Raw genomic sequence first — 23,782 nt, 5'->3', positions numbered from 1 at the left:
CCGCCATAGGATGGAGGGGTGGCACGCTTTCTCATCATCCTCGCGGTCGCCGCGGTCGTCTTCACCGTGATCAGCATCGTCGACTGCGCGGTCCAGCCTGATTCGCGACACCGCGGTGTCTCGAAGGGTGCCTGGGTCGTCATCACGCTTGTGCCTGTGATCGGCGGAATCCTCTGGTGGACCATCGGGCGTGCGCGCCCCGGCTACGCGCAGGCCGCGGGTCCGAACCCGGCGGCCCCCGACGACAATCCCGAGTTCCTCTCGGCCGCCGATGAGCGCATCCGCCGTCTCGAGGAGGAGCTGGCGATGCTCGATGCCGAGGAGCAGTTCGACGACGCCGACGTTCCCCGGGATGACGAGAAGGATCAGGCCGACGGTGAGGCCGAGCAGAAGGACGACGCCGAGTCGGACGACGACTCCGCCGACGGCGACGCGGACTCGCGGAAGCCCGGCGATGGCGACGACCCGCGCGATGCCCGCGACTGACGCACTGTCTCCCGCGACGGCTGCCGCCTGTGCGCTCCTCGACGCCTTCGTGGCGCTCGGCGTGCGCCACGTCGTCCTGAGCCCCGGATCCCGCTCGCAGGCGCTCGCGCTCGCCGCGGCGGATCTTGAGCGGCAGGGGCGCGTCACGCTCCACGTGCGCATCGACGAACGCAGCGCTGGTTTCACAGCGGTTGGAATCGGGCGTGAGACGCGCACGCCGGCCCTGGTGATCTGCACATCGGGAACCGCGGTCGCGAACCTGCTGCCCGCCGCGCTCGAGGCGCACCACTCGGGAGTGCCCCTCGTGCTCCTCACGGCCGATCGGCCGCCCGAGCTGCGCGGCGTCGGTGCGAATCAGGCGACGCAGCAGCCCGGCCTCTTCGGATCCGCCGCGCGCTTCGCCCACGACGCCCTCGTTCCGGAAGGAGCGGGCGGCGAAGCCGCTGAGATGCGCCGGCTCGCCGCGCGCGCCTTCGTCGCCGCGGCGGGCGAGGCCGTGCAGGGCGTCGCGCACGTCAATCTGCCGTTCCGCGAGCCTCTCGCCGGCGCGCCGCCCGAGTGGTTCGTGCGCGGCGAGGCGCAGGAAACGGAGGAGATCGTGCGCGAGGCGCAGGCGCTCCTGCCGGATCCGCCCGAGCCCGTCACGCTCGAAGACGGTCCGCGCACCGTCGTGGTCGCGGGCGCCGACGCGGGTCCCGACGCCGAGCTCATCGCGCATCAGGGCGGCTGGCCGCTGCTCGCCGAGATCGTCAGCGGTGCGCGCTTCGGCCGACACGCCGTCCGCGGATACCGTGGCGCGCTCGTTGATCCCGAGCTCGGCGGGCGCATCGAGCGCGTCGTCGTGGTCGGGCATCCGACCCTCAGCCGCGAGGTCGCGGCCCTGCTGTCGCGCGGTGGTGTCGACATCATCGCCCTGCGCGGAACGGACGAACCGCTCGACCTCAGCGGATCCACCCGTTCCGCCGATGCCGTCGCGGTCGCCGTCGAAGAGATCGACCGCGATTGGCTCGGATCCTGGATGCGCTGGTCGCGCGCGCACGCCGTCGACCTCGAGACGGCGGCGCCCGACTCGGAGGCGCTTGCGTCGACGGATCCGAAGACTCGCCTGGGCGCCGTACGGGCCGAGCTCGAGGCCGTGCGTACGCCCCTCGACCGCGCGCAACTCGTCGCGGGACTGTGGCGCGCGACGTGGCCGCACGACCGGATCGTGTTCGGATCGAGCCGGCTCGTACGCGTCGCCGACGAGGTGCTGGCGGGCAAGAAGGTCCCCGTGCACGCCAACCGCGGGCTGGCGGGCATCGACGGCACGATCGCGACTGCGCTGGGCATCGCCCTCGCGAGCCAGGGCGAGGGTGAGCCCGGCACGACCCGCGTGCTCCTCGGCGATCTCGCCTTCCTGCACGACGTCGGGTCGCTGCTGCTTCCCGAGGGAGAGCCGCGGCCGCGGATCCAGCTCGTCGTCGGGAACGACGGCGGAGGCACGATCTTCGACGGACTCGAGGTCGCGAAGATCGCGTCTGCCGAGGCGATGGATCGCGTGCAGCTCACGCCGCAGTCCGCGGACCTCGCGCAGATCGCGCGCGCCTACGGCTGGGAGCACGTGCGGGCGACGACCCGATCCGAACTCGATCAGGCGCTGACGGCCGCGATCTCGGGGCCGCAGGTCATCGAGGTTCCGCTCGACCGCTGACCCCTCCCGCTGCACAACGACGCCAATTTTCGACGGCGAGGGGCGATTGGGCGGCGTGTCGGGCCGCGGCGATGAATTCTGGCGTCGTTGTGCATCGGGCGGTCGATCCGCTTGACTGACGGCATGACCGCGAAGAGCCAGGTGAAGTGGGTCGAGGACGCGCGTACGTGCCTGAAGGCGGGGGCGGATCTCGTGTTGCCGAGCGTGGATCCGCGTTCGACGCCCGGGTACGAGGGCGACAAGACGGCGGGGCACGCCGATCTGGAGGCCGGGCTCGCGCAGCTCTCGGAGTATCAGGAACGGCTGTTCGCCGCGCGCACGGCCGGAGCCCGGGACGCGGTGCTCCTCGTGCTGCAGGGGATGGACTCGGCCGGAAAGGGCGGCGTCGTCCGGCACGTCGTGGGCGGCGTCGACCCGCAGGGCGTCGAGCTTGCGGCGTTCAAGGCGCCCACGCCCGACGAGCTCGAACACGACTTCCTCTGGCGCATCGAGAAGCGTGTGCCGAAGCCCGGCTTCATCGGGGTGTTCGATCGCTCGCACTACGAGGACGTGCTCATCGGCAAGGTGCGCGAGCTCGCGGATCCTGACGAGATCGAGCGCCGCTACGACGCGATCGTCGACTTCGAGCGCCGCCTCGTCGCGCGGGGGACGCGGGTCGTCAAGGTCATGCTGCACGTGTCGTACGACGAGCAGGGCGAGAGGCTGATGGAACGGCTCGACCGCCCCGACAAGCACTGGAAGTACAACGCGGGCGACGTCGACGAGCGCTCCGAATGGCCCGCCTATCAGGACGCTTATCAGACGGCGATCCGCCGCACGTCGACGGACGAGGCGCCGTGGTTCGTCGTGCCGGCCGATCGCAAGTGGTACGCCCGCCTGGCGGTGCAGGAGCTGCTGCTCGAGACCCTCGAGGACATCGATCCGTCCTGGCCCTCGGCCGACTTCGACGTCGAGGCCGAGAAGGCCCGTCTCCGCGCGACCTTCTGAGTCCGCGGAAGGTAAGCGCTTTCCGGCAGCGTGCGGCAGGATGGATCCCATGACTCGCCACATCGTCGTCGCGCCCGACAGCTTCAAGGGATCCATCACGGCCGCAGACGCGGCTGCCGCGATCGCCGAGGGGTGGGCAAGTGCGTCGCCCGCGGACCGCGTCACGCTGCGCCCCATGGCGGACGGCGGGGAGGGCACGCTCGATGCCTTCGAGAAGGCCGTGCCCGGCGCGCAGCGTATCGCCGTGCGCGTGACCGGACCGGCGGGGCGCGTGGTCACGACGTCGTGGCTGCGGCTTCCGGCCGAGGAGGACCTCCCGGGCGGGACGGGCGTCGTCGAACTCGCGAGCACGTCGGGTATCGAGCTGCTCGGCGACGAACTGCGCCCCTTCGGCGCCTCGTCTCTCGGCTTCGGCCAGGCGATCGCGGCGGCGCTCGATGCCGGAGTCTCGCGCCTCGTGCTCGGTATCGGCTCGAGCGCCTCGACCGACGGCGGCGTTGGCCTGCTTACGGCGCTCGGAGCGCGTTTCCAGAACGAGTTCGGTGCGTCGATCGCGCCCGGCGTCGCAGGCCTCGACGAGGTCGCGAGCGCAGATCTGTCGTCGCTGCGCGCGCTGCCCACGGGTGGCGTCACGGTGCTCAGCGACGTCACGAATCCCCTCACGGGTGAGCGTGGCGCCGCCGCCGTCTTCGGTCCGCAGAAGGGCCTCGACGCGGCAGGCGTCGCGCGCGCCGACGCGGGTCTCGTGCGCCTCGCCGGTGTGCTCGGGCGGGAGGGCGTCGCGGGGGAGCCCGGCGCGGGTGCCGCGGGTGGTGCGGGCTTCGGCCTGCGGGTCTGGGGTGCCGAGCTCGTTCCCGGATCCGTCGCGATCGCCGAGCTTACGGGCCTGGCCGGGGACATCGCCGGTGCCGACCTCGTCGTGACGGGGGAGGGGCGCTTCGACGGTCAGTCGGCAGACGGCAAAGCCCCCGCGCACGTCGCCGCCCTCGCGCGCGAGGCGGGAGTCCCCGTCGCGCTCGTCGCGGGTGCGATCGACGGCGACACCTCGGCCTTCGCGAGTGCTGCGTCTCTGACGGAGCTCGCCGGATCCACCGAGGCCGCCCTCGCGGATCCCGCCCGCTGGCTGCGTGACGCGGGCGTCCGCCTCGCCGGCTGAGCTCGACCCCTCCTCCAACACAACGCAGTCGATCTGGACGAAGCCAGCCTGAAACGCCGGGGCCCGGGCTGTGTGCGGTGAGGAACGACTGCGTTGTGTTGCGGGGGAATGGGAGAGCGACGCATCGAATCGATTCGAAGCCTGAGGTTCGCTGGTCCAGAAGTATTGGGGGTTGTGCCGCGTCCAGTGCCGCGTGTACTGTCGAACCGGTTCGCACAGCCGCAACCCGAACAGGAGACGCCGTGGTCACGATCGGAGACGTCGCTCGCGAAGCGGGCGTGTCACGCAGTACCGCGTCGTACGCCCTGTCCGGCAAGCGGTCGATCTCGGAGGACGTGCGTCGCCGCGTCGAGGCTGCCGTGCGCGAGCTCCGCTATTCGCCCAACGCCGGTGCCCGCGCCCTCGCGACCGCGAAGACCCGCACGATCGGCCTTCTCGCGCAGTTCTATGAGGACGAGTTCGCGCCGGCGATGATGCAGTACATGCTCGGCGTGTCCGACACGGCGCGCGAGCTCGGCTACGACATCCTGCTCGTCACCGAGTCTGACGGGCGAAACGCCCTGCGCCGCCTGACCTCGACGCGCATGGTCGATGGCATCGTCCTGCTGAACGTCGCCGAGCACGACGAGCGACTGCCCATCCTGCGTTCGGCGGCTCAGCCCGGCGCACTCGTGGGGCGGCCCGCGGACTGCTCGGGCGTCGATGTCTTCGACCTCGACTTCGAGGAGGCCGGGCGTCAGATGGTCGATCACCTGCACGGTCTCGGCCACCGCGAGCTGCTGCTCATCTCGCAGCCCGAGCACGTTGTCGAGCGCGGTGGCGCGTACGTGTGGCGCCTGCGAGATGCTGCGATCGAGCAGGCGCGGATCCGCGGCATTCGGCTCGACACCGCGTTCGCTCCCGCGCGTCAGCCGGAGGTCGGTCGCGCGATCGGCGAGCTGCTCGACGCCCACTCGGGCGCCACGGGCCTGCTCGTGAACAATGAGGCGGCGGCCGCGGCGCTTCCGACGGTCGCGCACGAGCGCGGTCTGTCGGTGCCGCGCGACCTATCCGTCGTCGGTCGATACTCCGATGAGTTCGCCCGCACCTTCTCGCTGCCCTATTCGGCCATCGAGAGCGCCCCGGACCGACTGGGGGCCATGGCGGTCCGGGCGCTCGTCCGGCGTATCGAAGGGCAGACCGGTCACGACGGTCCGCACGTCGTGCGCTACGTCTCTCCCGAACTCGTCGATCGGGGCAGCACGGCTGCTCCGCGGCGAGCCTGACCGCAGAACCCAACCGTCGATCCCTTTCAGCACGTCATTCATCGAACCGGTTCGAATGAACTGGATCCCGTTCAAGGAGGAACAGAAATGATTCGCACCCGCACAGCTTTCGCCACGGCCACGGCGCTCGTCGCCGTGGGCGCCCTCGCCGCCTGCTCATCGGGCGGAGGGAGCGGCGGATCCGACGATGGCGGCGACGCCGCCTCCGGCACCTACACCTGGTGGGATCCGTACCCCCAGCACGACGGTTCGTCCGATTGGGAGCAGCGCGCCCAGCAGTGCGGCGAGGACGCCGGCGTCACGATCGAGCGCACCGCGTACGACACGACGGCGCTCACCAATCAGGCGCTGCTCGCGGCGCAGGAGGGCACGTCGCCCGACATCATCCTGCTCGACAACCCGGCCGTGTCGACGCTCGCCGAGACCGGGATGCTCACGACTGTCGACGAACTCGGCCTCGACACCTCGGCGATCGACGAGAACCTTCTCGGCGCGGGGGTCGTCGACGGGTCCGCATACGGGATCCCGGTCGGCGCCAACACGCTTTCGCTCTACTACAACGCCGACGTCCTCGCCGCCGCAGGCGTCGACCCCGCGTCGATCACCGACTGGGCGTCGCTCACCGCGGCCCTGAAGAAGGTCGACGAGGCGGGCAGTCGCGGCATCACCTTCGCAGGCATCGGCACGGAGGAAGGCACGTTCCAGTTCCTACCGTGGTTCTGGGGATCCGGCGCCGAGCTCACGGAGCTCGATTCGCCCGAGGCGGTCGAGGCCCTCGAACTGTGGAAGACGTGGCTCGACGAGGGTTACGCCCCCAACTCGGTCATCGGCAACTCGCAGAACACCGTGTGGGAGGAGTTCCTCACGGGCGAGTTCGCCTTCGCGGAGAACGGCACGTGGCAGGTCAACAGCGCCGCCGAGGCGGACTTCGAGACGGGCATCGTGCAGCTGCCCGGTCGCGACGGTGGCGTCGCACCCGCCCCGACGGGAGGCGAGTTCATCGTCGCGCCCGTGCAGTCGGATGCGGATCGCTATGACGTCACGCGCCAGATCGTCGAGTGCATGACGACACCCGAGGGCTTCGTCGAGACGGCGAACACGTTCGCGTACTACATCCCGCCGACGGCCGCGGGCCAGGAGCAGCTTCTCTCCGACAACCCCGACCTCGAGCCGTGGGTGACGGCCGTGCAGAACGCGAAGGGCCGCACGAGCGACGGTCTCGGCACCGACTACCCGCTGATCTCCGAGGCGCTGTGGACGGCCGTGCAGAGCGCGCTGTCGGGCGCCGAGAGCCCGCAGGAGGCACTTGAGGCGGCGCAGGACGCCGCCGAAGCCGCCACCAGCTGATCCGCGCACCCCGCGCACGAGAGGGAACCGATTCATGACCACCACCGCGACGCTCATCGGGGCGCGGGAGAAGCAGGGCGCGTGGCGCCCCCGACGGCGGCTCGACGCGAGCCGGTGGGCCGCCGTCGGGTTCGCCGCCCCGCTGCTGGCGTACCTCGTCGTCTTCTACGCCTACCCGCTGTGGCGCAACATCGACCTGTCGATCCACGACTACACGATCCGCGCGTTCGTGCAGGGAGACGCCGAGTTCGTGGGCTTCGCGAACTACGCGGAGATCTTCGGATCGTCGACGTTCCCGACCGCCCTCGTGAACACCCTGCTGTTCACGTTCGGATCGATCGTCGTCCAGTTCGCGATCGGCCTCGCGCTCGCGGTGTTCTTCCGGCAGAACTTCCACCTGTCGAACGTGCTGCGCGCGCTCTTCCTCGTGCCGTGGCTGCTGCCGCTGATCGTGTCGGCGTCGACGTGGGCGTGGATGCTCAACAGCGACAACGGCATCGTGAACTCGGTGCTCGTCGCGTTCGGCGGCGATCGGATCAACTGGCTCACCTCGCCCGAGACGGCGCTTCTGTCGGTGACGATCGCGAACATCTGGCTCGGGATCCCCTTCAACCTCGTGGTCCTGTACTCCGGTCTCCAGAACATTCCGGAGGACATGTACGAGGCGGCCTCGCTCGACGGCGCCGGGCCGTGGCGGAAGTTCTGGAGCATCACGCTCCCGCTGCTGCGGCCGGTGTCGGCGATCACCCTGCTGCTCGGCCTGATCTACACGCTGAAGGTCGTCGACGTGATCTGGGTGATGACCGCCGGAGGCCCGGCCGGCGCGTCGACGACGCTGTCGATCTGGGCGTATCAGGAAGCCTTCGGCACAGGGATCCCGGCGTTCTCTCCTGCCGCGGCCGTCGGCAATCTGCTCATCGTCATCGCACTCGTCTTCGGGTTCCTGCACCTGAGACTCCAGCACCGACAGGGGGCCGGATCATGACCGCCGCACGCTCGCTCCGGCGCGCCTGGTGGAAGACGGCGCTCGGCGTCGTCTTCACGCTCGCGATGCTCTTCCCCGTCTACTGGATGGTGAACGTGTCGTTCACGAAGACGGGGGATCTGCGGCGCACGCCGCCGCGATGGTTCCCGTGGGATCCGACGTTCGAGGGATATGAGGCGGTGTTCGCGCAGCAGCTCCCCGCGCTCGCCACGAGCCTCCTCATCGGCCTCGGATGCGTCGCGGTCACCCTCGTGATCGCCGCGCCCGCGGGCTACGCGCTCGCGCTGCTGAACCTGCGCGGCGGGCGTTCGCTCAACTTCCTGCTGCTCGTCGCGCAGATGGTTCCGGCCGTCGTGATGGCGATGGGGTTCTATGCCGTCTACAACAGCCTCGGCCTGCTCAACACGGTCTGGGGCCTCATCATCGCCGACTCGACGATCGCGGTCCCGTTCGGCGTGCTGCTGTTCTCGGCGTTCATGTCGGGGATCCCGCGCGAGCTGCTGCAGGCGGCGCGCGTCGACGGCGCGGGCGCGTGGCGCACCTTCGTCTCGATCGTGCTGCCGGTGAGCCGGAACTCGGCCCTCACGGTGTCGCTGTTCGCATTCCTCTGGGCCTGGTCGGACTTCATCTTCGCTTCGACGCTCAACCGCAACGGCGAGCTGATCCCCATCACCCTCAGCATCTACAACTACATCGGCAACAACACGACGCAGTGGAACGCGATCATGGCGACCGCCGTCGTCGCCTCCGTCCCGGCCGCGATCCTGCTCGTCATCGCCCAGCGCTACGTCGCCGCCGGAGTGACGGCCGGCGCCGTCAAGGACTGAGAAGGAATCCTCGTGACATTCGACACCACACGCACCGCGGTCGCACGCCCCGTCGTCGCCCCCGGGCCTCGCCGCGGGATCGGCCTCGACGAGATGCGCCTCGACGGCGGGTTCTGGGGAGTGCACCAGGAGACCAATGCGCGCGCGACCCTGCGGCACTGCGTCGACTGGATGGAGCGACTCGGCTGGCTCGCGAACTTCGACCGCGTCGCGCGCGGCTCCACGGGCGGGGAGCGGCCGGGCTGGCAGTTCTCGGACTCGGAGGTGTACAAGCTGCTCGAGGCCGTCGCCTGGCAGACCGCGCGCGAGCCGGATCCGGCGGCCGAGGAGTTGTGGGACGCTCTCGTCGAGCGGATCGCGGCCGCGCAGGACGACGACGGATACCTCAACACCTGCTTCGGGCACGGCGGACAGCGGCCGCGCTACTCCGATCTGTCGGAGGGGCATGAGCTGTACTGCACGGGGCATCTGCTGCAGGCGGCGGTCGCTCGCGTACGCACCCGCGGCGAGGACGAGCTCGTGCGGATCGCACGCCGTGCCGCCGATCACGTGTGCCGCGAGTTCGGCGCCAACGGGCGGCAGGGCATCTGCGGCCATCCCGAAATCGAGCTCGGGCTCGCCGAGCTCGGCCGCGCCCTCGACGAGCCCGCGTACATCGAGCAGGCCCGCCTGTTCATCGAACGCCGCGGGCGCGGATCCCTCGCTCCGATCGCGCTGCTCAGCCCCGCCTACTTCCAAGACGACATCCCCGTGCGCGAGGCCGATCGCTGGCGGGGTCACGCCGTGCGGGCTCTGTACCTCGCGGCGGGCGCGCTCGACGTCGCGACCTCGATGGGCGACGACGAGCTTCTCCACGCGGTCGAACGACAGTGGACACGTTCGGTCGAGCGTCGCACCTACCTCACGGGGGGCATGGGCTCCCGCCACCAGGACGAGGGCTTCGGCGACGACTGGGAGCTGCCGCCGGATCGCGCCTACTGCGAGACCTGCGCGGGCGTTGCTTCGATCATGGTGTCGTGGCGCCTGCTGCTCGCGAAGGGCGAGGTGAAGTACGCCGACCTCATCGAGCGGACGATGTACAACGTCGTCGCGACATCGCCACGCGCCGACGGGCGAGCGTTCTTCTACGCGAATCCGCTGCACCAGCGCGAGCCTGGCGGCGACGTGCGCCCGGACGAGGTCAATCCCCGCGCCGAAGGCGGGATCCGTGCCCCCTGGTTCGATGTGTCGTGCTGCCCGACGAACGTCGCCCGCACGCTCGCATCGTGGCAGAGCTACGCCGCGTTCGTCGACGACGCCGGGGAGGAGCCGGTCGTGACGATCGCGCAGTACGCCGCCGGCGAGATGCACGTCGCGACGGATCGCGGGACGCTCGTCCTCGACATCGCGACCGCCTACCCCGACGAGGGATCCGTGCGGATCCGCGTCCGCGAGGCGCCCGCGGATCCCGTTGCGCTCCGCCTGCGCGTGCCCCACTGGGCCGACGGAGCGACGCTGCGCGGCCCGGACGGCGACCTCCCCTGCGCGCCCGGCTGGGCCGACGTCGCGGGGCCGTTCGCGACGGGCGACGAGATCGAGCTCACTCTCCCCGTGGCGCCGCGCCTCACGTGGCCGGATCCGCGCGTCGACGCCGCCCGCGGCACGGTCGCCGTCGAGCGCGGGCCGCTCGTGCTCTGCCTCGAGTCGGTCGACCTTCCGGACGGCGTCGCAATCGACGGCGTCGCCCTCGACGTCGCTGAGTCGCCGCGCGGATCAGGGGACGGCGCGGTCGTCCGCCTGCGCGTGAGGCAGCCGAAGGACGGCGCCGAAGGGCGGCCGCCCTTCCTCGCGTCGCCGGCGCACCCTGACGGGCTCGGGCGCGAGATCGACGCGACCGTTATCCCGTATCACCGGTGGGCCGAGCGCGGCGCGTCGACCATGCGCGTGTTCCTTCCGGTCGCATGACCGACGCCGATTCCGAACAGGAGAACGACATGACAGCCGACTTCCCCGTCGCCGTCGACGGACATCGCCTCGTATGGCGGGGCGGCGGCGAGACCCTCGTCGTCGAGCCGTGGGGTCGCGACAGCGTGCGCGTGCGCGCCGCCCTCATGGGCGACGTCGAGGACGCCGACTGGGCGCTCGTGACGCCGGACGCCAGGGCGCACGACCGCGTCCGGATCGAGGCGGATTCGGATGGCGCGGTGCTCGTCAACGGCGACATCCGCGTCGAGCTCGCGACGTCGTCGTGGTTCCACGAGATCGTCGGCCACGAGGTCACCGCGTGCGAGCTGACGTTCCGCGACGCGGACGGGCGCGTGCTGTTCCGCGAGCTGAGCCGCGGCGGATCCCTCAACCTGCGCGCGCGGAACATGCGCCCACGCCTCGGCGACGACGGGATCTCCCTGACCGCGTCGTTCGAGGCTGACCCTGGCGAGCACCTCGCGGGGATGGGGCAGTACCAGCAGCACGTGCTCGACCTCAAGGGGACGACGCTCGAGCTCGCCCACCGCAACTCGCAGGCGAGCGTGCCGTTCGTTGTCTCGAGCGCGGGTTACGGCTTCCTCTGGCACAACCCGGCGATCGGGCGCGCGACGTTCGCGCGTAACCGCACTGAGTGGCACGCCGAGTCGACGACGCAGCTCGACTACTGGGTGACGGCCGGGTCGACACCCGCCCGGATCGCGCGGGCGTACGCCGACGCGACGGGCCACGCGCCCATGATGCCGGAGCGCGGTCTCGGTCTCTGGCAGAGCAAGCTTCGGTACGCGAGCCAGGACGAGCTCATGGGCGTCGCGCGCGAACACCGGGCGCGCGGGTTGCCGCTCGACGTCATCGTCGCCGACTTCTTCCACTGGCCGCACATGGGCGACTTCCGCTTCGAAGACGAGTTCTGGCCCGATCCGGCCGCCATGACCGCTGAGCTGCAAGGGCTTGACGTCGAGCTCATGGTCTCGGTGTGGCCGCAGGTGTCACTCGAATCCGAGAACTTCGCGTATCTGCGTGCCCATAACATGCTCGTTCGCTCGGACCGCGGCGTCGACGTGCAGATGTCGTTCGAAGGGCCGAGCGTGTTCCTCGACGTGACGAATCCCGCCGCGCGGGCGTGGTTGTGGGAGACGTGCCGGAAAAACTATGGGGCGTATGGCGTGCGCACGTTCTGGCTCGACGAGGCCGAGCCCGAGTTCGGCGTCTACGACTACGACGCGTATCGCACGCATCTCGGCCCGTATCAGCGCGTCGGCAACATCTATCCGCAGGCGTTCGCCCGGGCGTTCTTCGACGGTCAGAGCGCGGACGGCGAGACGGAGATCGTCAACCTCGTGCGGTGCGCGTGGGCTGGAAGCCAGCGATACGGTGCGCTCGTCTGGTCGGGCGACATCTCGTCGAGCTGGGAAGATCTCGCCCGTCAGGTCACCGCCGGGATTCACATGGGCGTCGCCGGAATCCCGTGGTTCACGACTGACATCGGCGGCTTCCACCGCGGCAACGTTGCGGACCCGGCGTTCCACGAACTGCTCGTGCGCTGGTTCCAGCTCGGCGCCTTCAGCCCCGTCATGCGCATGCACGGTGATCGTCTGCCGTACGCCGAGGTCGCGGCGGCCGACGGATCCCGGCGCCTGCGCAGCGGCGGCCCGAACGAGCTGTGGAGCTTCGGAGACGAGGTGCTCGAGATCCTCGCCCGTTACGCGCACCTGCGCGAGGAGCTCCGCGGGGTCGTTCGCGGGGCGATGCGTGCGGCGCACGAGGACGGGCAGCCGGTCATGCGCGGCCTGTTCCACGAGTTTCCCGCCGATCCGCGGGCATGGGAGGTCGACGACCAGTTCCTCCTCGGCGCCGACGTCCTTGTCGCGCCGGTCGTCGTCGCCGGGGCCCGAGAGCGCGATGTGCATCTGCCCGCGGGCGCGCGCTGGACGAACGCGGCGACGGGGGAGCGACACGACGGCGGCCGGACGATCCGGGTCGCGGCGCCGCTCGACGTGATCCCCGTCTTCCTGCGGGACGGCGCGCATCCGTATCTCGTGGGCCGCACGGCGACCCGCGACGGCGCATGAGGCACGGCGCCACGGCCTTGCCGCGCGCCGCAAATCGAACCGGTTCGATCAACGAAGGGAGCGCATCCGCACCAGCCCGGCCCCACGGCCGACGATCTGATGACCCCGGCGTGCGCCGCACGACGGATCCACGAACACACGGAAGGCACTCAAAGATGAGGAACACACCTCCGACGAGCCGATCGAGGCGGGCGGCCATCGCCCTCCCGGTTGCGCTCTCTCTCGGAGTCGGCATGGGGGCCGTCGCGGTCCCGGCCGCGGCGGAGGAGGCGCCCGCGCCCCTGCTGCACTACACGATGGATGCGATCGACGGCGGCGTCATCGCCGACGCATCGGGCAACGGGCTCGACGGCACCCTCACGGGCGCGGCCGAGATCGTTGGCGCCGACGGCGGCGGATCCGCCCTCCAGCTTCCCGGCGGCGACGGCGGCGGGTATGTGACGATCCCGCGTGGTGCTCTCGAAGGCGCCACGGACCTCACGGTCTCGGCGCGCGTGCGCTGGGACGGAACCGGCGGCGCGTGGCAGCGCGTCTTCGATCTCGGCACCGACACGACGAGGTATCTCTTCGCGACCCCCTCGAACGGCGACGGCGACCTCCGTACGGCCCTGACGGCATCGGGCAGCTCGGGGGAGGCGAACGTCACGGGATACGGCGCGCTCCGCGCGGGCGAGTGGGCGACGATCACGACGACACTCGACACGAGCGCCGGAAGCGTGACGACCTACCTCGACGGCGTCGCGGTCTCGAACGCCGCAACGAGTATCGCGGTGGGCGATCTGCTCACAGACGACGCGACATCGGCGGGATACCTCGGCAGGTCCTTCTATCCGGATCCGCTGCTGCAGGGCGCCATCGACGATGTCCAGGTCTTCCACGACGCGCTCTCGGCCGAGCAGGTCGCGGGGCTCGTCGGGGAGACCCCGACCTTCGAATCACTGACGCAGGGAGCGTTCGAGGTTCGGACGGCAGCGCAGGCCGCTCCCGAGCTGCCGTCGAGTGTTCGCGCATCGTTCTCGGACGGATACGATCGCGATGTGGCGGCCACGTGGGAGGACATCGACCCGTCCCAGTACGCCGAGGCCGGCACTTTCACGGTGCAGGGCGAGGCGGCGGGCGTGGCCCTGACTGCGGACGTCACGGTGCACGACGGCGGGCTCTTCGTCGACCTCGGCAGCGACACGGGGGAGTTCCTCGGCGGCGCATCCGGCCTTCTCTACGGGCTCTACGCCGACGGCATGCCGACGGACAACCTCGTCGAGGGGATGAACGTGCGATCCGTCGCGACGAAGGCGCAGGACGGCGCGCAGCACCCCGGATCCGACGCTCTCGAGGTGCTCGAACAGCTCGCCGACACGACCGACGGCGACGTGTACCTTCGCGTCACCGACTGGTACCGCGGATTCCCGTACCAGTGGCCGGGCGACACTCCGGAGGAGAAGCTCGCCGACTACGCCCGCGTGCTCGACGACCAGCTCGAGAAGATCGCCGGACTGGACGAGGAGTACCTCGACAATCTGGTGATCGAGCCCTTCAACGAGCCTGAGGGAAACATGTTCGGCACCGGCGAATGGAGCCTCGACGGTACGTCGTGGCTCGACGACCCGACCGACTACTTCGCGGCATGGGATGAGACCTATCGCACGATCAAGGCCGCCTACCCGGACGTGCGCATCGCCGGCCCCGGAACCAGCGTGCTCTACGGCCAGGTCAAGGGCTTCCTCGAACACGCCCGCGATGCTGGCACGGTGCCTGACATCATCACCTGGCACGAGCTCTCGCATCCGCAGAGCATCCGCGATTCGGTCGAGCGCTTCCGCGGCTGGGAAGCGGAGGTCTTCGCCGGAACAGCGCACGAGGGGCGCGAGCTGCCGATCAACGTCAATGAATACGCGTTCAACTATCACACCTCGGTGCCCGGCCAGATGATCCAGTGGATGTCTGCGATCGAGGACTCCAAGGTCGACGCGATGATCGCGTTCTGGAACATCAACGGAAATCTGTCCGACTCGGCGGTGCAGTCGAACCGCGGAAACGGCCAGTGGTGGCTGTACAACGCGTACTCGCAGATGTCGGGGCACACGGTCGACGTCGCACCTCCATTCCCGGGCGAGAACTACACGCTCCAGGGCGTCTCGACCCTCGACGAGGAGAAGGCGGTCTCCCGCACGATCTTCGGCGGGGCGGACGGGGCCGCACCCGTCAGGCTTCAGAACGTGCCGGCGGATGTGTTCGGCGACGCCGTGCGCGTGACCGTGAGGGAGATCCCGTGGACGGGTCAGCTCGGCGACTCCGCGCAGCCGCGACTGCTTGCTGAGACGACGATGGGGGTCGAGGGCGGATCCGTGACGGTGCCGTTCGACGGGGAATCGCTTCCGCTGATCGAGGAGTCGTCGGCCTACGAGGTCATCGTGACGCCCGCGGGCGCCGGCGAGGCGACTGCGGCGAACCCGATGCTGTGGACCGGGAGCTACGAGGCCGAGGAGGCCGAGTACACCGGCTCGGGTTACTCGAAGAACGGCCCCGAGGGGTCGCCGGCCGACGTCGGCAAGTTCTACACCTCGGGCGGTTACGGCGTCGGGGGATTGCGCACCGGATCCGACGGGGTGCTCGACTTCGAGGTGACCGTGCCCGAGGACGGCACCTATGACCTGTCGGTCTTCGCGAACTCGCTCAACACCTTCGACGCGGTCGCGGAACAGGGGCCCACGAACGTGTTCGTGCGCGTCGACGGCGGTGCCGAGCAGGAGATCCTGCTGCCGCTCGCGTACAAGTGGGTGGTCTGGGATCACGCCGACACGACGGTCGAGTTGACGGAAGGCACGCACACGATCTCGCTCGCGGCGCAGAGCCTCGACGGAACCGGAGCGACGCAGGGCGACGCGATCATCGACCGCATTACCCTCGCCCTGCCGAACCCGGCCGCCGCAGTATCGGTCTACGAGGCCGAACATGCCTCCCTGGCGGGTGGCCGCGCGGTGTACGCGGGGCTGGATGGCGACGTCTCGGGTGCAGGCGCCGTGCAGCTGGCCGAGGGCGAGACGGCGACCTTCTGGGTCTATGGCGACATCGACGGCGAGAAGACGCTCGGTGTCGACGTGCTGGGCGAGGCGACCGGATCCGTGTCGATCAACGGACGCGACGTCGCCGACCTCGCGTCGCGCACCTCACTCGCGGCGCACCTGTCCGGCGGCGTGAACAAGGTGGTCGTGACCGGCGGATCCGCAGGAGCGCTTGTCGATCGCGTCACCGTCGGCGCCAGTGCGGGCGCACTCGACACGGCCGAATACGCCGCGGAGGACGCGATTCTTGCCGGCGATGCCGCCATCGTCGAGCTGACGAACGCCTTCGGCGGACGAGCCGTCGCCGGAATCGGGGGAGAGCAGGGCAACGGCAACACGCTCACCTTCGAGGTCGACGCCGCGTCGGCCGGGCCCCATGCCGTGGTCGTGCGCTATTCGAACCCTGAGCAGGTCGACGGAACGCACTACAACCCCAACCCGGTGGCGCGCCACGCCGACTTCTCCGTCAACGGGGGCGCACCGCAGCGGGAGATGTTCGTGCCCACCTTCCACGAGAACAACTTCTGGGAGCGGACGATCGTGCTCGACCTTGAGCAGGGCGTCAACACCATCGAGTTGCGATCGGAAGAGGCGAAGAACTGGGGCGGCGACACACTCGCCTCCGAGATCTGGCCCGCCGATTACAACCTCCGGGCTGACGAGGCGCCCATCGTCGACCGCATCGCGGTGTCGCCCCTGAGTGCCGCCGTGGCGCCCGTCGCGGCCGAGGCTGAAAGCCGGTGCGTCGGCCCGCGTGCGTTCGTCGTGGTCCGGGCCGAAAACGTCTCGGAGGAGCGGCAGCGAGCGATCGTGTCGACGCCGTACGGCGAGAAGTCGACCGGCGCCCTGGCTTCGGGCGACAGCGCCTCGCGCGCCTTCCCGGTCCGCTCGCAGGACGCCGAGCCGGGCGAGGCGACTGTCACCGTCGGCGACGCCGCAGTGACGGCTCCCTACGACGGCATCAGCTGCGGCTGATCCGTCGTCCCGGCAACACAACGCAGTCGATCCGAACGGGGCGGCCCAACGCGCCGCCCTACGGCCAGTCCGTATGCCGGATCGACTGCGTTGTGTTGACGCGTCAGAGATCGAGCGCGTCGAGGACGTCGAACCAGGGGTGCGTCGTCGCCTCGTTGAAGGGGGCGACGCGGTCGGTGACCCGCTGCTTGAGCTCGGCCGTCACCTGCTCGAGCCGGTTGACGACGTGCAGCGGGTACCCGTACTCGACGCGGTGCTCTTCCCACTCGTCTTCGTCGTCGATGTAGATGCCGCGCTGGTCTGTACGGCGCACGACATCGAGATCCATGTCGATCGCGCGGGGCTCCTCGTCGTCCCAGCGGGCATCCCACGCGACATCGATGTAGATGCGGGTGCGCTGCGGGGGCGCGTTGACGGTGAGGATCCACTCCGCACCATGATCACTCCCCGCCTCGGGGTCGGGGAGCAGCATGACGCACGGCGTCTTCAGCAGCGTGTCCCGCCCCGGGCGGTGGCTGCGCCAACCCGGGCGCTGGCCGAACCACGCGCCCCATTCATCGCGACCGAGGTAGACGACCTCGTGCACCCAGTGCGGCCCGCCGTCCCATTTTCGCCAGTTGATGTGCGTTCTGGTTCCGGGGCGGATCGAGGTACTCATCCCTCGACAATATGGTGTCGTTCCGCTCCCAGGCGGAATGCACCGGTCGCTCAATAGGATCGGGGACGTGACAGAACCGCTTTCGCTGCCGCGCCTCGTCGCCACGACCCGGGAGATCGCACCCGTCGACGCGTTGCTGTGCGCGGATCCGCGGAACCCGCTCGTGTGGACGCGAAAGGGCGACGGGCTCGTCGCCGCGGGCCCCGATCTCCTCCACATCGACGTCGCGGAGGACGGACGGATCGCGGCGATCGCCGACCTCTGGCGCGCGATCTCGCAGGCGACCGACGTCGACGACGAAGTGGGCCTCCCTGGAACGGGTCTCGTCGGCTTCGGTGCGTTCGCGTTCGACGACGCCTCCGAGTGGCCGAGCACCCTCATCGTCCCGTCGACGATCGTCGGGCGCCGCGGCGACCGCGCATGGATGACGACGATCCGCGTCGCGGACCGTCCCGACGACCTCCCCGCCGTGGGCGAGGTGGGATTCGGGCCGTCCTGGTCGGCGACACTCGGCCCGGGAGCCATGGATCCCGAGGCACACGACGCGGCCGTGCGCCAGGCGCTCGCCGCGATCGGATCCGGTGAGGTGAGCAAGGTCGTCATCGCGCGCGACCTCGAGGGAACGATCCCCGCGCAGGCCGATCTGCGCCGCCTCGTGCGCTCGCTGGCGACCGAGTACCTCGACACGTGGACGTACGCCGTCGACGGAATCATCGGGGCGAGCCCCGAGACGCTCGTGACCGTCCAGGGTGGCGAAGTCTCGGCGCGCGTTCTCGCGGGAACGCTGCCGCGCGGCGCCAGCGCGATCGAAGATGATTCGGTGCCGTTCGAGCTCTCCACGAGCGAGAAGGATCGCGCCGAGCACCGGTACGCGGTCGACAGCGTCCTTGACGCGCTGCGTCCGCACACGCGCGACCTCGAGGCGGCAGGGGATCCCTTCACCCTCGAACTGCCGAATCTCTGGCACCTCGCGACCGACGTGCACGGCACGCTCACCGACGGAGCGTCGGCGCTCGACATGGTGCGGGCGCTGCACCCGACGGCTGCCGTCGCGGGCACTCCGACAGACAAGGCGAAGGAGGCGATCCGCCTGATCGAGCCTTTCGATCGTGGTCGCTACGCCGGACCTGTCGGGTGGATCGACGGCAACGGTGACGGCGAGTGGGCGATCGCCCTCCGCGGGGCGCAGTTCGAGCCGCTGTCGGAGGACGACGCGGATCACGGCGCGACGCGGGCGGTCCGCGCGCACGCAGGCGGCGGCATCGTCGCCGGATCCGTCCCCGAGGCCGAGCTGCTCGAGACCCGGGTGAAGTTCCGCCCCATCGTCGACGCGCTCGCGTAGCGGTCGGCGTGATCTGCACAACGACGCCAATTCTGTGCAGACGGGCCCGAGTTGCGGCGTGTCGGGCGGCTCGCGCTCAGAGTTGGCGTCGTTGTGCATGCGCGCGGACGCTCCCGCCGAGCCACCCCACGTAGACTCGTCGGGTGACCTCGAAGCGCGCCGACCTCAGCAAGGATCCGCGGACCGTCAGCGGCATGTTCGACCAGGTCGCGAAGCGATACGACCTCACGAACGTCGCCATGACGTTCGGTTTGGACGCCCTCTGGCGCGAGGCGACGACGCGCGCGGTCGATCCGCAGCCGGGGGAGCGGATCCTCGACCTCGCGGCGGGCACCTGCCGCTCGTCGGCATCGCTCGCGCGCCGCGGAGCCCAGGTGGTCGCGGCCGACTTCTCTCCCGGCATGCTGGCCGAGGGGCGACGTCGCTTCGGAGACGTCCGCGGTCTGAGCTTCGTCGAGGCCGACGCGACCGCGCTGCCGTTCGACGACGACGAGTTCGACGCCGTCACGATGTCGTACGGCCTGCGCAACGTGAACGAGCCGAAGAAGGCGCTCGCCGAGCTGGCGCGCGTGACGCGGCCGGGTGGGCGCATCGTGATCAACGAGTTCTCGACGCCGCCGAACGCCGTCTTCCGCCGCCTCTACGAGTTCTACAACGACCGCGTGCTCCCGCAGATCGCCCGGATCGTGGGCTCGAACGGCGAGGCATACGACTATCTGAACGAGTCGATCCGCGCCTGGCCCGATCAGCGCACGCTCGCGGCGTGGATGCGGGAGGCGGGATGGAGCGACGTCGCCTATCGCAATCTGAGCTGCGGCATCGTCGCGCTGCACCGGGCCCGTCGCACGGCGTAACAGCCCCCTGGCACGCGGGTAGGGTGGACGGGTGACATCGAGCCCCGTGCCCTCGGGCTCGCGACTTGCGAGCCGATTCGGCCTCAGCGACCGCATTTTCGTCGGCCCTGCGGCCCGACGTCTGGTGTCGACGCTCGAAGAGGCGTTGGAGGAGGTCGAGCAGGCGATCGCCGAGGAACTCGGCTCGGCCGACCGCCTCGCCGACGCCACGAGCCGATACCTCTATGAGGCTGGCGGCAAGCGCGTGCGCCCCATGCTCGTGATGCTCACGGCGCAGCTCGGCGACGGCATCACCCCCGCCGTCCGCGACGTTGCCGTTGCGCTTGAGCTCATGCACCTCGGGTCGCTGTACCACGACGACGTCATGGACGGCGCCGACCGGCGCCGGGGTGTGCCGTCGGCGCACCGCGTCTGGGACAACTCGACCGCGATCCTCACCGGAGATCTCCTGCTGGCGCGGGCGAGCCGCGTCATGGGGCGTCGCGGTGCCGTGGCGGTCGATCTGCAGACCGAGACGTTCGAGCGTCTCGTCATGGGCCAGCTGCACGAGACGGTCGGCCCGGCCGAAGGCGACGATCCGATCGACTTCTACATTCGTGTGCTCGCCGACAAGACGGGGTCGTTGATCGCCGCCGCTGCGCAGGCCGGGGCGTACTTCGCGAACGCGAAGGATGACTACCGCGATGCGCTGCGCGAGTACGGCGAGAAGGTCGGTGTCGCCTTCCAGCTCGCTGACGATGTCATCGACCTCTCCTCGCGCCCGGAAGACACGGGCAAGGTTCCGGGAACCGATCTGCGGGCCGGGGTCGTCACGATGCCCTATCTGCTGTTGCAGGCGAGTGACGACGCCGCCGACCGGGATCTCGCGCGCCGCATCGACGACGGCGTGGCGCGCATCCGTGACGGCGAGGATCCCGCGATCCTCGACGGTCCGCTCGCCGAGCTTCGCGACCACGCCGCGACGACCCGCACCCACGAACTCGCGCTCTCCTGGACGAACGAGGCAGTCGACGCCCTGTCGGTCCTGCCACGCGGCGCCGTGCGCGAGGCGCTCACGCGCTTCGCCCGGCAGCTCGCCGATCGATCCAGCTGACGCGCTTCGCCGAAAAACAAGAGAAAGATCCGCACCACATGACAAAGCTCCGCCTTGCCATCGTCGGCGCCGGCCCCGCCGGGATCTACGCCGCCGACATCCTGCTTCGGACCGAGCGCAGCTTCGAGGTCTCGATCGACCTCTTCGAGCACCTCCCCGCGCCCTATGGCCTCGTGCGCTACGGCGTCGCGCCCGACCACCCGCGTATCAAGGGCGTCGTGAACGCGCTGCGCGGCGTGCTCGACCGCGGGGACATCCGGATCTTCGGCAATGTGCACTTCGGCGAGGACATCACCCTCGATGACCTGAAGCAGCACTACAACGCGGTGATCTTCGCAACCGGCGCGGTGCGCGATGCGTCGCTCGACATCCCGGGGATCGACGCGAAGGAGTCGTACGGCGCGGCGGACTTCGTCAGCTGGTACGACGGACACCCCGATGTGCCGCGCACGTGGCCGCTCACCGGCGAGCACGTCGGCATGATCGGCAACGGCAACGTCGCGCTCGACGCCGCACGCGTGCTCGCGAAGCATGCTGACGACCTGCTGCCGACCGAGATCCCCGCGAACGTCTACGAGATCCTCAAGCAATCGCCCGTCACCGACGTGCACGTGTTCGGGCGCCGTGGCCCCGCGCAGGTGAAGTTCACGCCGCTTGAGCTGCGCGAGCTCGGCGAGCTGAACGATGTCGACATGGTCGTCTACGACGAGGACTTCGACTACGACGAGGCCTCGAAGGAGGCCATCGCCACGAACAAGCAGGTGAAGGTCATCGACCGCGTGCTGCAGAAGTGGCGTGAGCTGCCGAGCGCGAATGGCGCGGGCGGCGAGGCGTCGCGCCGACTGCACCTGCACTTCTGGGCGAAGCCCGTCGAGGTGAAGACCGACGACGAGGGGCGCGTGGCGTCGCTCGTGTACGAACGGACGAAGTCGGACGGCGCCGGCGGCGTCGTCGGCACGGGAGAGCTGCGCGAGCAGCCCCTCGGCCAGCTGTACCGCGCGGTCGGCTACTTCGGCTCCCCGCTGAAGGACGTTCCGTTCGACGACCGCCACGGTGTCATCCCCAACCACGAGGGCCAGGTGCTCGCCGAGGACTCGAACGACATCCTCCCCGGCGTCTACGCGACCGGCTGGATCAAGCGCGGACCCGTCGGCCTCATCGGGCACACGAAGTCCGACGCGATGGAGACGATCACCCACCTCGTCAACGACCAGGGATCCTGGTGGCAGCCCGCGGATCCGTCGGAGGAGGCGATCCCCGCTCTGCTCGCCTCGCGCGACGTGAAGTGGACCGACCTCGACGGCTGGCACCGCCTCGACGGACACGAGGTCGCGCTCGGCGAGCCCGAGGGGCGCGAGCGCGTTAAGGTCGTCCCGCGCGACGAGATGGTGAAGATCTCGCGCGGCGAGTGATCGCCTGACACAGAGAACCCCCGGCCTTTCGAGGCCGGGGGTTCTCTGTGTCACGTGACACCCCCAGGGTCGCCAGAAAATGTCAGTGGAGCGGTGCTCGCATCAGCATTTTTTGGCGACCCTGGTATGGCGGATCAGCGGGAGGCGCCGCGGCGCTGGCCCTGGCCGCTGCGGCGCTGGCCGCCGCCCTGGCCGCGAGCCTGACCGCCGCGGCCCTGGCCGCGTCCGCCCTGGCCCTGCTGGCCCTGGCCGCGGGCCGCGCGCTTGCGGCGGGCGTTCGCGCCCTGCGATGTTCCGCCGCCCGTCGAGCCGGGCGCGGGGGCGTTGCCCGAGCCGGGGCCACCGGCGCGCGGCGCGACGTGCTCGGCGGGCTCGCCGATGAGGGCGACGACCTCGGAGCTGTCGGGGTTCACGAGCTGCGGGCGTGCCTGGATCCCCGCGCGACGCAGCAGCTGCTTCACATCGGAGCGCTGGTCGGGCGTCATGAGGGTCACGACATCGCCCGAGGCTCCGGCGCGCGCCGTGCGGCCGGAACGGTGCAGGTACGCCTTGTGGTCGGCCGGCGGGTCCATGTGCACGACGAGGTCGATGCCGTCGACGTGCACGCCGCGCGCCGCGACGTCGGTCGCGACGAGCACCTTGACGCTGCCGTCGGAGAGCGCCGCGAGGTTTCGGTCGCGCGCGTTCTGCGAGAGATTGCCCTGCAGGTCGACGGCCGGGATCCCGGATGCCGTGAGCTGGCGCGCGAGACGCTTCGCCTGGTGCTTCGTGCGCGAGAAGAGGATCCGCTTGCCGCTGCCCGACGCGAGCGCGTGGACGAGCGCCTTCTTGTCGTCGGGGGTCGCGGCTTCGAAGACGTGGTGCGTCATGTCGGGCACCGGCGATTCGGCCGAGTCGACCGAGTGCTCGACGGGAGACGACAGGAAGCGCTTCGCGAGCTTGTCGACGCCGTTGTCGAGCGTCGCCGAGAACAGCATCCGCTGACCGCCCTGCGGCGTCTGCGAGAGGAGACGCGTGACGCCGGGAAGGAAGCCGAGATCGGCCATGTGGTCGGCCTCGTCGAGAACGGTGATGAGGACGCGGTCGAGGCGGACGATCTTCTGGCCGATGAGGTCCTCGAGGCGGCCGGGGCACGCGACGACGATGTCGACACCGCGCGCGAACGCCTGCTCCTGCGGGCGCTGCGAGACGCCGCCGAAGACGGTCGTGACCGTCAGGCCCGCGGCCTGGGCGAGAGGCGTGATGACTTTCGCGATCTGCGTGGCGAGCTCGCGCGTCGGTGCGAGCACGAGACCGGTCGGCTGACCGGGACGACGCGCGTTGCCGCCGGCGGCAAGACGGGCGACGAGCGGGATGGCGAAGGCGAGCGTCTTGCCGGATCCGGTCTTGCCGCGGCCGAGCACGTCGCGACCGGCGAGGGTCGACGGCAGCGTGGCGGTCTGGATCGGGAACGGAGTGGGACGATCGGCCGCGATGAGCGCGTCGACGAGAACGGAGGGAACGCCGAGATCGGCGAAGGACGAGGTCTGCGCAGGGGCAGCGGTCATGAATGTGTCTCTCGGTGAGGACCGGGCACGCGGGGAGCGCGGATCCGGTGGGGGGCGAACGC

17 protein-coding genes are annotated in these 23,782 nt (G+C 70.1%); 15 read left to right on the top strand and 2 right to left on the bottom strand.

All coding sequences use genetic code 11. The features are described from left to right. Positions 1-18: 18 nt before the first annotated feature. From C0012_RS13250 to C0012_RS13200, 11 genes are all read left to right on the top strand, one after another. Positions 19-486 carry a PLD nuclease N-terminal domain-containing protein gene (locus C0012_RS13250; protein WP_111467079.1) on the top strand — a complete coding sequence of 156 codons (468 nt, stop codon included), beginning with the start codon at positions 19-21 and terminating at the stop codon, positions 484-486. Beyond that, positions 455-2,176, top strand: a complete 1,722-nt coding sequence (gene menD, locus C0012_RS13245; RefSeq protein ID WP_111467078.1) for a 2-succinyl-5-enolpyruvyl-6-hydroxy-3-cyclohexene-1-carboxylic-acid synthase — start codon at positions 455-457, stop codon at positions 2,174-2,176. The genes C0012_RS13250 and menD overlap by 32 nt, the downstream gene beginning before the upstream one ends. A 123-nt stretch (positions 2,177-2,299) precedes the next feature. Next, a complete protein-coding gene (locus C0012_RS13240) occupies positions 2,300-3,163 on the top strand; it encodes a PPK2 family polyphosphate kinase (RefSeq protein WP_111467077.1) in 864 nt (287 codons plus the stop codon). A gap of 49 nt (positions 3,164-3,212) precedes the next feature. Beyond that, the gene (locus C0012_RS13235) at positions 3,213-4,319 is read left to right on the top strand and encodes a glycerate kinase (RefSeq protein WP_111467076.1); all 1,107 of its coding nucleotides are present in this window, start codon (positions 3,213-3,215) and stop codon (positions 4,317-4,319) included. A gap of 242 nt (positions 4,320-4,561) precedes the next feature. Next, positions 4,562-5,584 (top strand): LacI family DNA-binding transcriptional regulator, encoded by a 1,023-nt coding sequence (locus tag C0012_RS13230; RefSeq protein ID WP_111467075.1) that lies wholly within the window; start codon positions 4,562-4,564, stop codon positions 5,582-5,584. Between the two features lie 87 nt (positions 5,585-5,671). After that, entirely contained in the window at positions 5,672-6,931 is a 1,260-nt protein-coding gene (locus C0012_RS13225; protein WP_111467074.1) for a sugar ABC transporter substrate-binding protein, read from the top strand. A 34-nt stretch (positions 6,932-6,965) separates the two neighbouring features. Beyond that, positions 6,966-7,916 carry a carbohydrate ABC transporter permease gene (locus C0012_RS13220; RefSeq protein ID WP_111467073.1) on the top strand — a complete coding sequence of 317 codons (951 nt, stop codon included), beginning with the start codon at positions 6,966-6,968 and terminating at the stop codon, positions 7,914-7,916. Further along, positions 7,913-8,743, top strand: a complete 831-nt coding sequence (locus C0012_RS13215; protein ID WP_111467072.1) for a carbohydrate ABC transporter permease — start codon at positions 7,913-7,915, stop codon at positions 8,741-8,743. The genes C0012_RS13220 and C0012_RS13215 overlap by 4 nt, the downstream gene beginning before the upstream one ends. 12 nt (positions 8,744-8,755) lie before the next feature. Then, on the top strand, positions 8,756-10,687 hold the full coding sequence (locus C0012_RS13210; RefSeq protein WP_332835691.1) for a glycoside hydrolase family 127 protein: 1,932 nt from the start codon (positions 8,756-8,758) through the stop codon (positions 10,685-10,687). Continuing rightward, positions 10,684-12,777, top strand: coding sequence for a glycoside hydrolase family 31 protein (locus C0012_RS13205; RefSeq protein WP_232527931.1), 2,094 nt, complete (start codon positions 10,684-10,686; stop codon positions 12,775-12,777). Before C0012_RS13210 ends, C0012_RS13205 begins: the two co-directional genes overlap by 4 nt. A gap of 155 nt (positions 12,778-12,932) precedes the next feature. Further along, positions 12,933-16,814, top strand: coding sequence for a LamG-like jellyroll fold domain-containing protein (locus C0012_RS13200; RefSeq protein WP_111467071.1), 3,882 nt, complete (start codon positions 12,933-12,935; stop codon positions 16,812-16,814). Positions 16,815-16,917: 103 nt separating this feature from the next. Here the strand turns inward: C0012_RS13200 and C0012_RS13195 are convergent, their stop codons facing one another. Further along, entirely contained in the window at positions 16,918-17,472 is a 555-nt protein-coding gene (locus C0012_RS13195; protein WP_111467070.1) for a DUF402 domain-containing protein, read from the bottom strand. Between the two features lie 67 nt (positions 17,473-17,539). On the opposite strand from C0012_RS13195, the gene C0012_RS13190 reads away from it, so the two are divergent. From C0012_RS13190 to C0012_RS13175, 4 genes are all read left to right on the top strand, one after another. Continuing rightward, positions 17,540-18,814 (top strand): isochorismate synthase, encoded by a 1,275-nt coding sequence (locus C0012_RS13190; protein WP_232527930.1) that lies wholly within the window; start codon positions 17,540-17,542, stop codon positions 18,812-18,814. 143 nt (positions 18,815-18,957) lie between these two features. Further along, complete coding sequence (locus C0012_RS13185) at positions 18,958-19,668, top strand: demethylmenaquinone methyltransferase (RefSeq protein WP_111467068.1); 711 nt, start codon at positions 18,958-18,960, stop codon at positions 19,666-19,668. Positions 19,669-19,699: 31 nt separating this feature from the next. Then, on the top strand, positions 19,700-20,761 hold the full coding sequence (locus C0012_RS13180; RefSeq protein WP_111467067.1) for a polyprenyl synthetase family protein: 1,062 nt from the start codon (positions 19,700-19,702) through the stop codon (positions 20,759-20,761). Between the two features lie 38 nt (positions 20,762-20,799). Next, entirely contained in the window at positions 20,800-22,173 is a 1,374-nt protein-coding gene (locus tag C0012_RS13175; RefSeq protein WP_111467066.1) for an FAD-dependent oxidoreductase, read from the top strand. Between the two features lie 134 nt (positions 22,174-22,307). Here C0012_RS13175 and C0012_RS13170 read toward each other — a convergent pair whose 3' ends face one another. Then, positions 22,308-23,720 (bottom strand): DEAD/DEAH box helicase, encoded by a 1,413-nt coding sequence (locus tag C0012_RS13170; RefSeq protein WP_111467065.1) that lies wholly within the window; start codon positions 23,718-23,720, stop codon positions 22,308-22,310. Between the last annotated feature and the right edge of the window lie 62 nt (positions 23,721-23,782).

The organism is Microbacterium suaedae (assembly GCF_003254645.1).
GTDB classification, from domain to species: domain Bacteria; phylum Actinomycetota; class Actinomycetes; order Actinomycetales; family Microbacteriaceae; genus Microbacterium; species Microbacterium suaedae.
The sequence above is the reverse complement of the archived record's forward strand: the minus strand, read 5'-3'. Positions and strand labels throughout refer to the sequence as shown.

Bases quoted from the DNA above. Each gene is read 5' to 3' on its own strand.
- C0012_RS13220 (WP_111467073.1), top strand. From the start codon at position 6,966: ATGACCACCACCGCGACGCTCATCGGGGCGCGGGAGAAGCAGGGCGCG.
- C0012_RS13195 (WP_111467070.1), bottom strand. From the start codon at position 17,472: ATGAGTACCTCGATCCGCCCCGGAACCAGAACGCACATCAACTGGCGA.
- C0012_RS13225 (WP_111467074.1), top strand. From the start codon at position 5,672: ATGATTCGCACCCGCACAGCTTTCGCCACGGCCACGGCGCTCGTCGCC.
- C0012_RS13235 (WP_111467076.1), top strand. From the start codon at position 3,213: ATGACTCGCCACATCGTCGTCGCGCCCGACAGCTTCAAGGGATCCATC.
- C0012_RS13215 (WP_111467072.1), top strand. From the start codon at position 7,913: ATGACCGCCGCACGCTCGCTCCGGCGCGCCTGGTGGAAGACGGCGCTC.
- C0012_RS13175 (WP_111467066.1), top strand. From the start codon at position 20,800: ATGACAAAGCTCCGCCTTGCCATCGTCGGCGCCGGCCCCGCCGGGATC.
- C0012_RS13240 (WP_111467077.1), top strand. From the start codon at position 2,300: ATGACCGCGAAGAGCCAGGTGAAGTGGGTCGAGGACGCGCGTACGTGC.
- C0012_RS13200 (WP_111467071.1), top strand. From the start codon at position 12,933: ATGAGGAACACACCTCCGACGAGCCGATCGAGGCGGGCGGCCATCGCC.
- C0012_RS13170 (WP_111467065.1), bottom strand. From the start codon at position 23,720: ATGACCGCTGCCCCTGCGCAGACCTCGTCCTTCGCCGATCTCGGCGTT.
- menD (WP_111467078.1), top strand. From the start codon at position 455: ATGGCGACGACCCGCGCGATGCCCGCGACTGACGCACTGTCTCCCGCG.
- C0012_RS13205 (WP_232527931.1), top strand. From the start codon at position 10,684: ATGACCGACGCCGATTCCGAACAGGAGAACGACATGACAGCCGACTTC.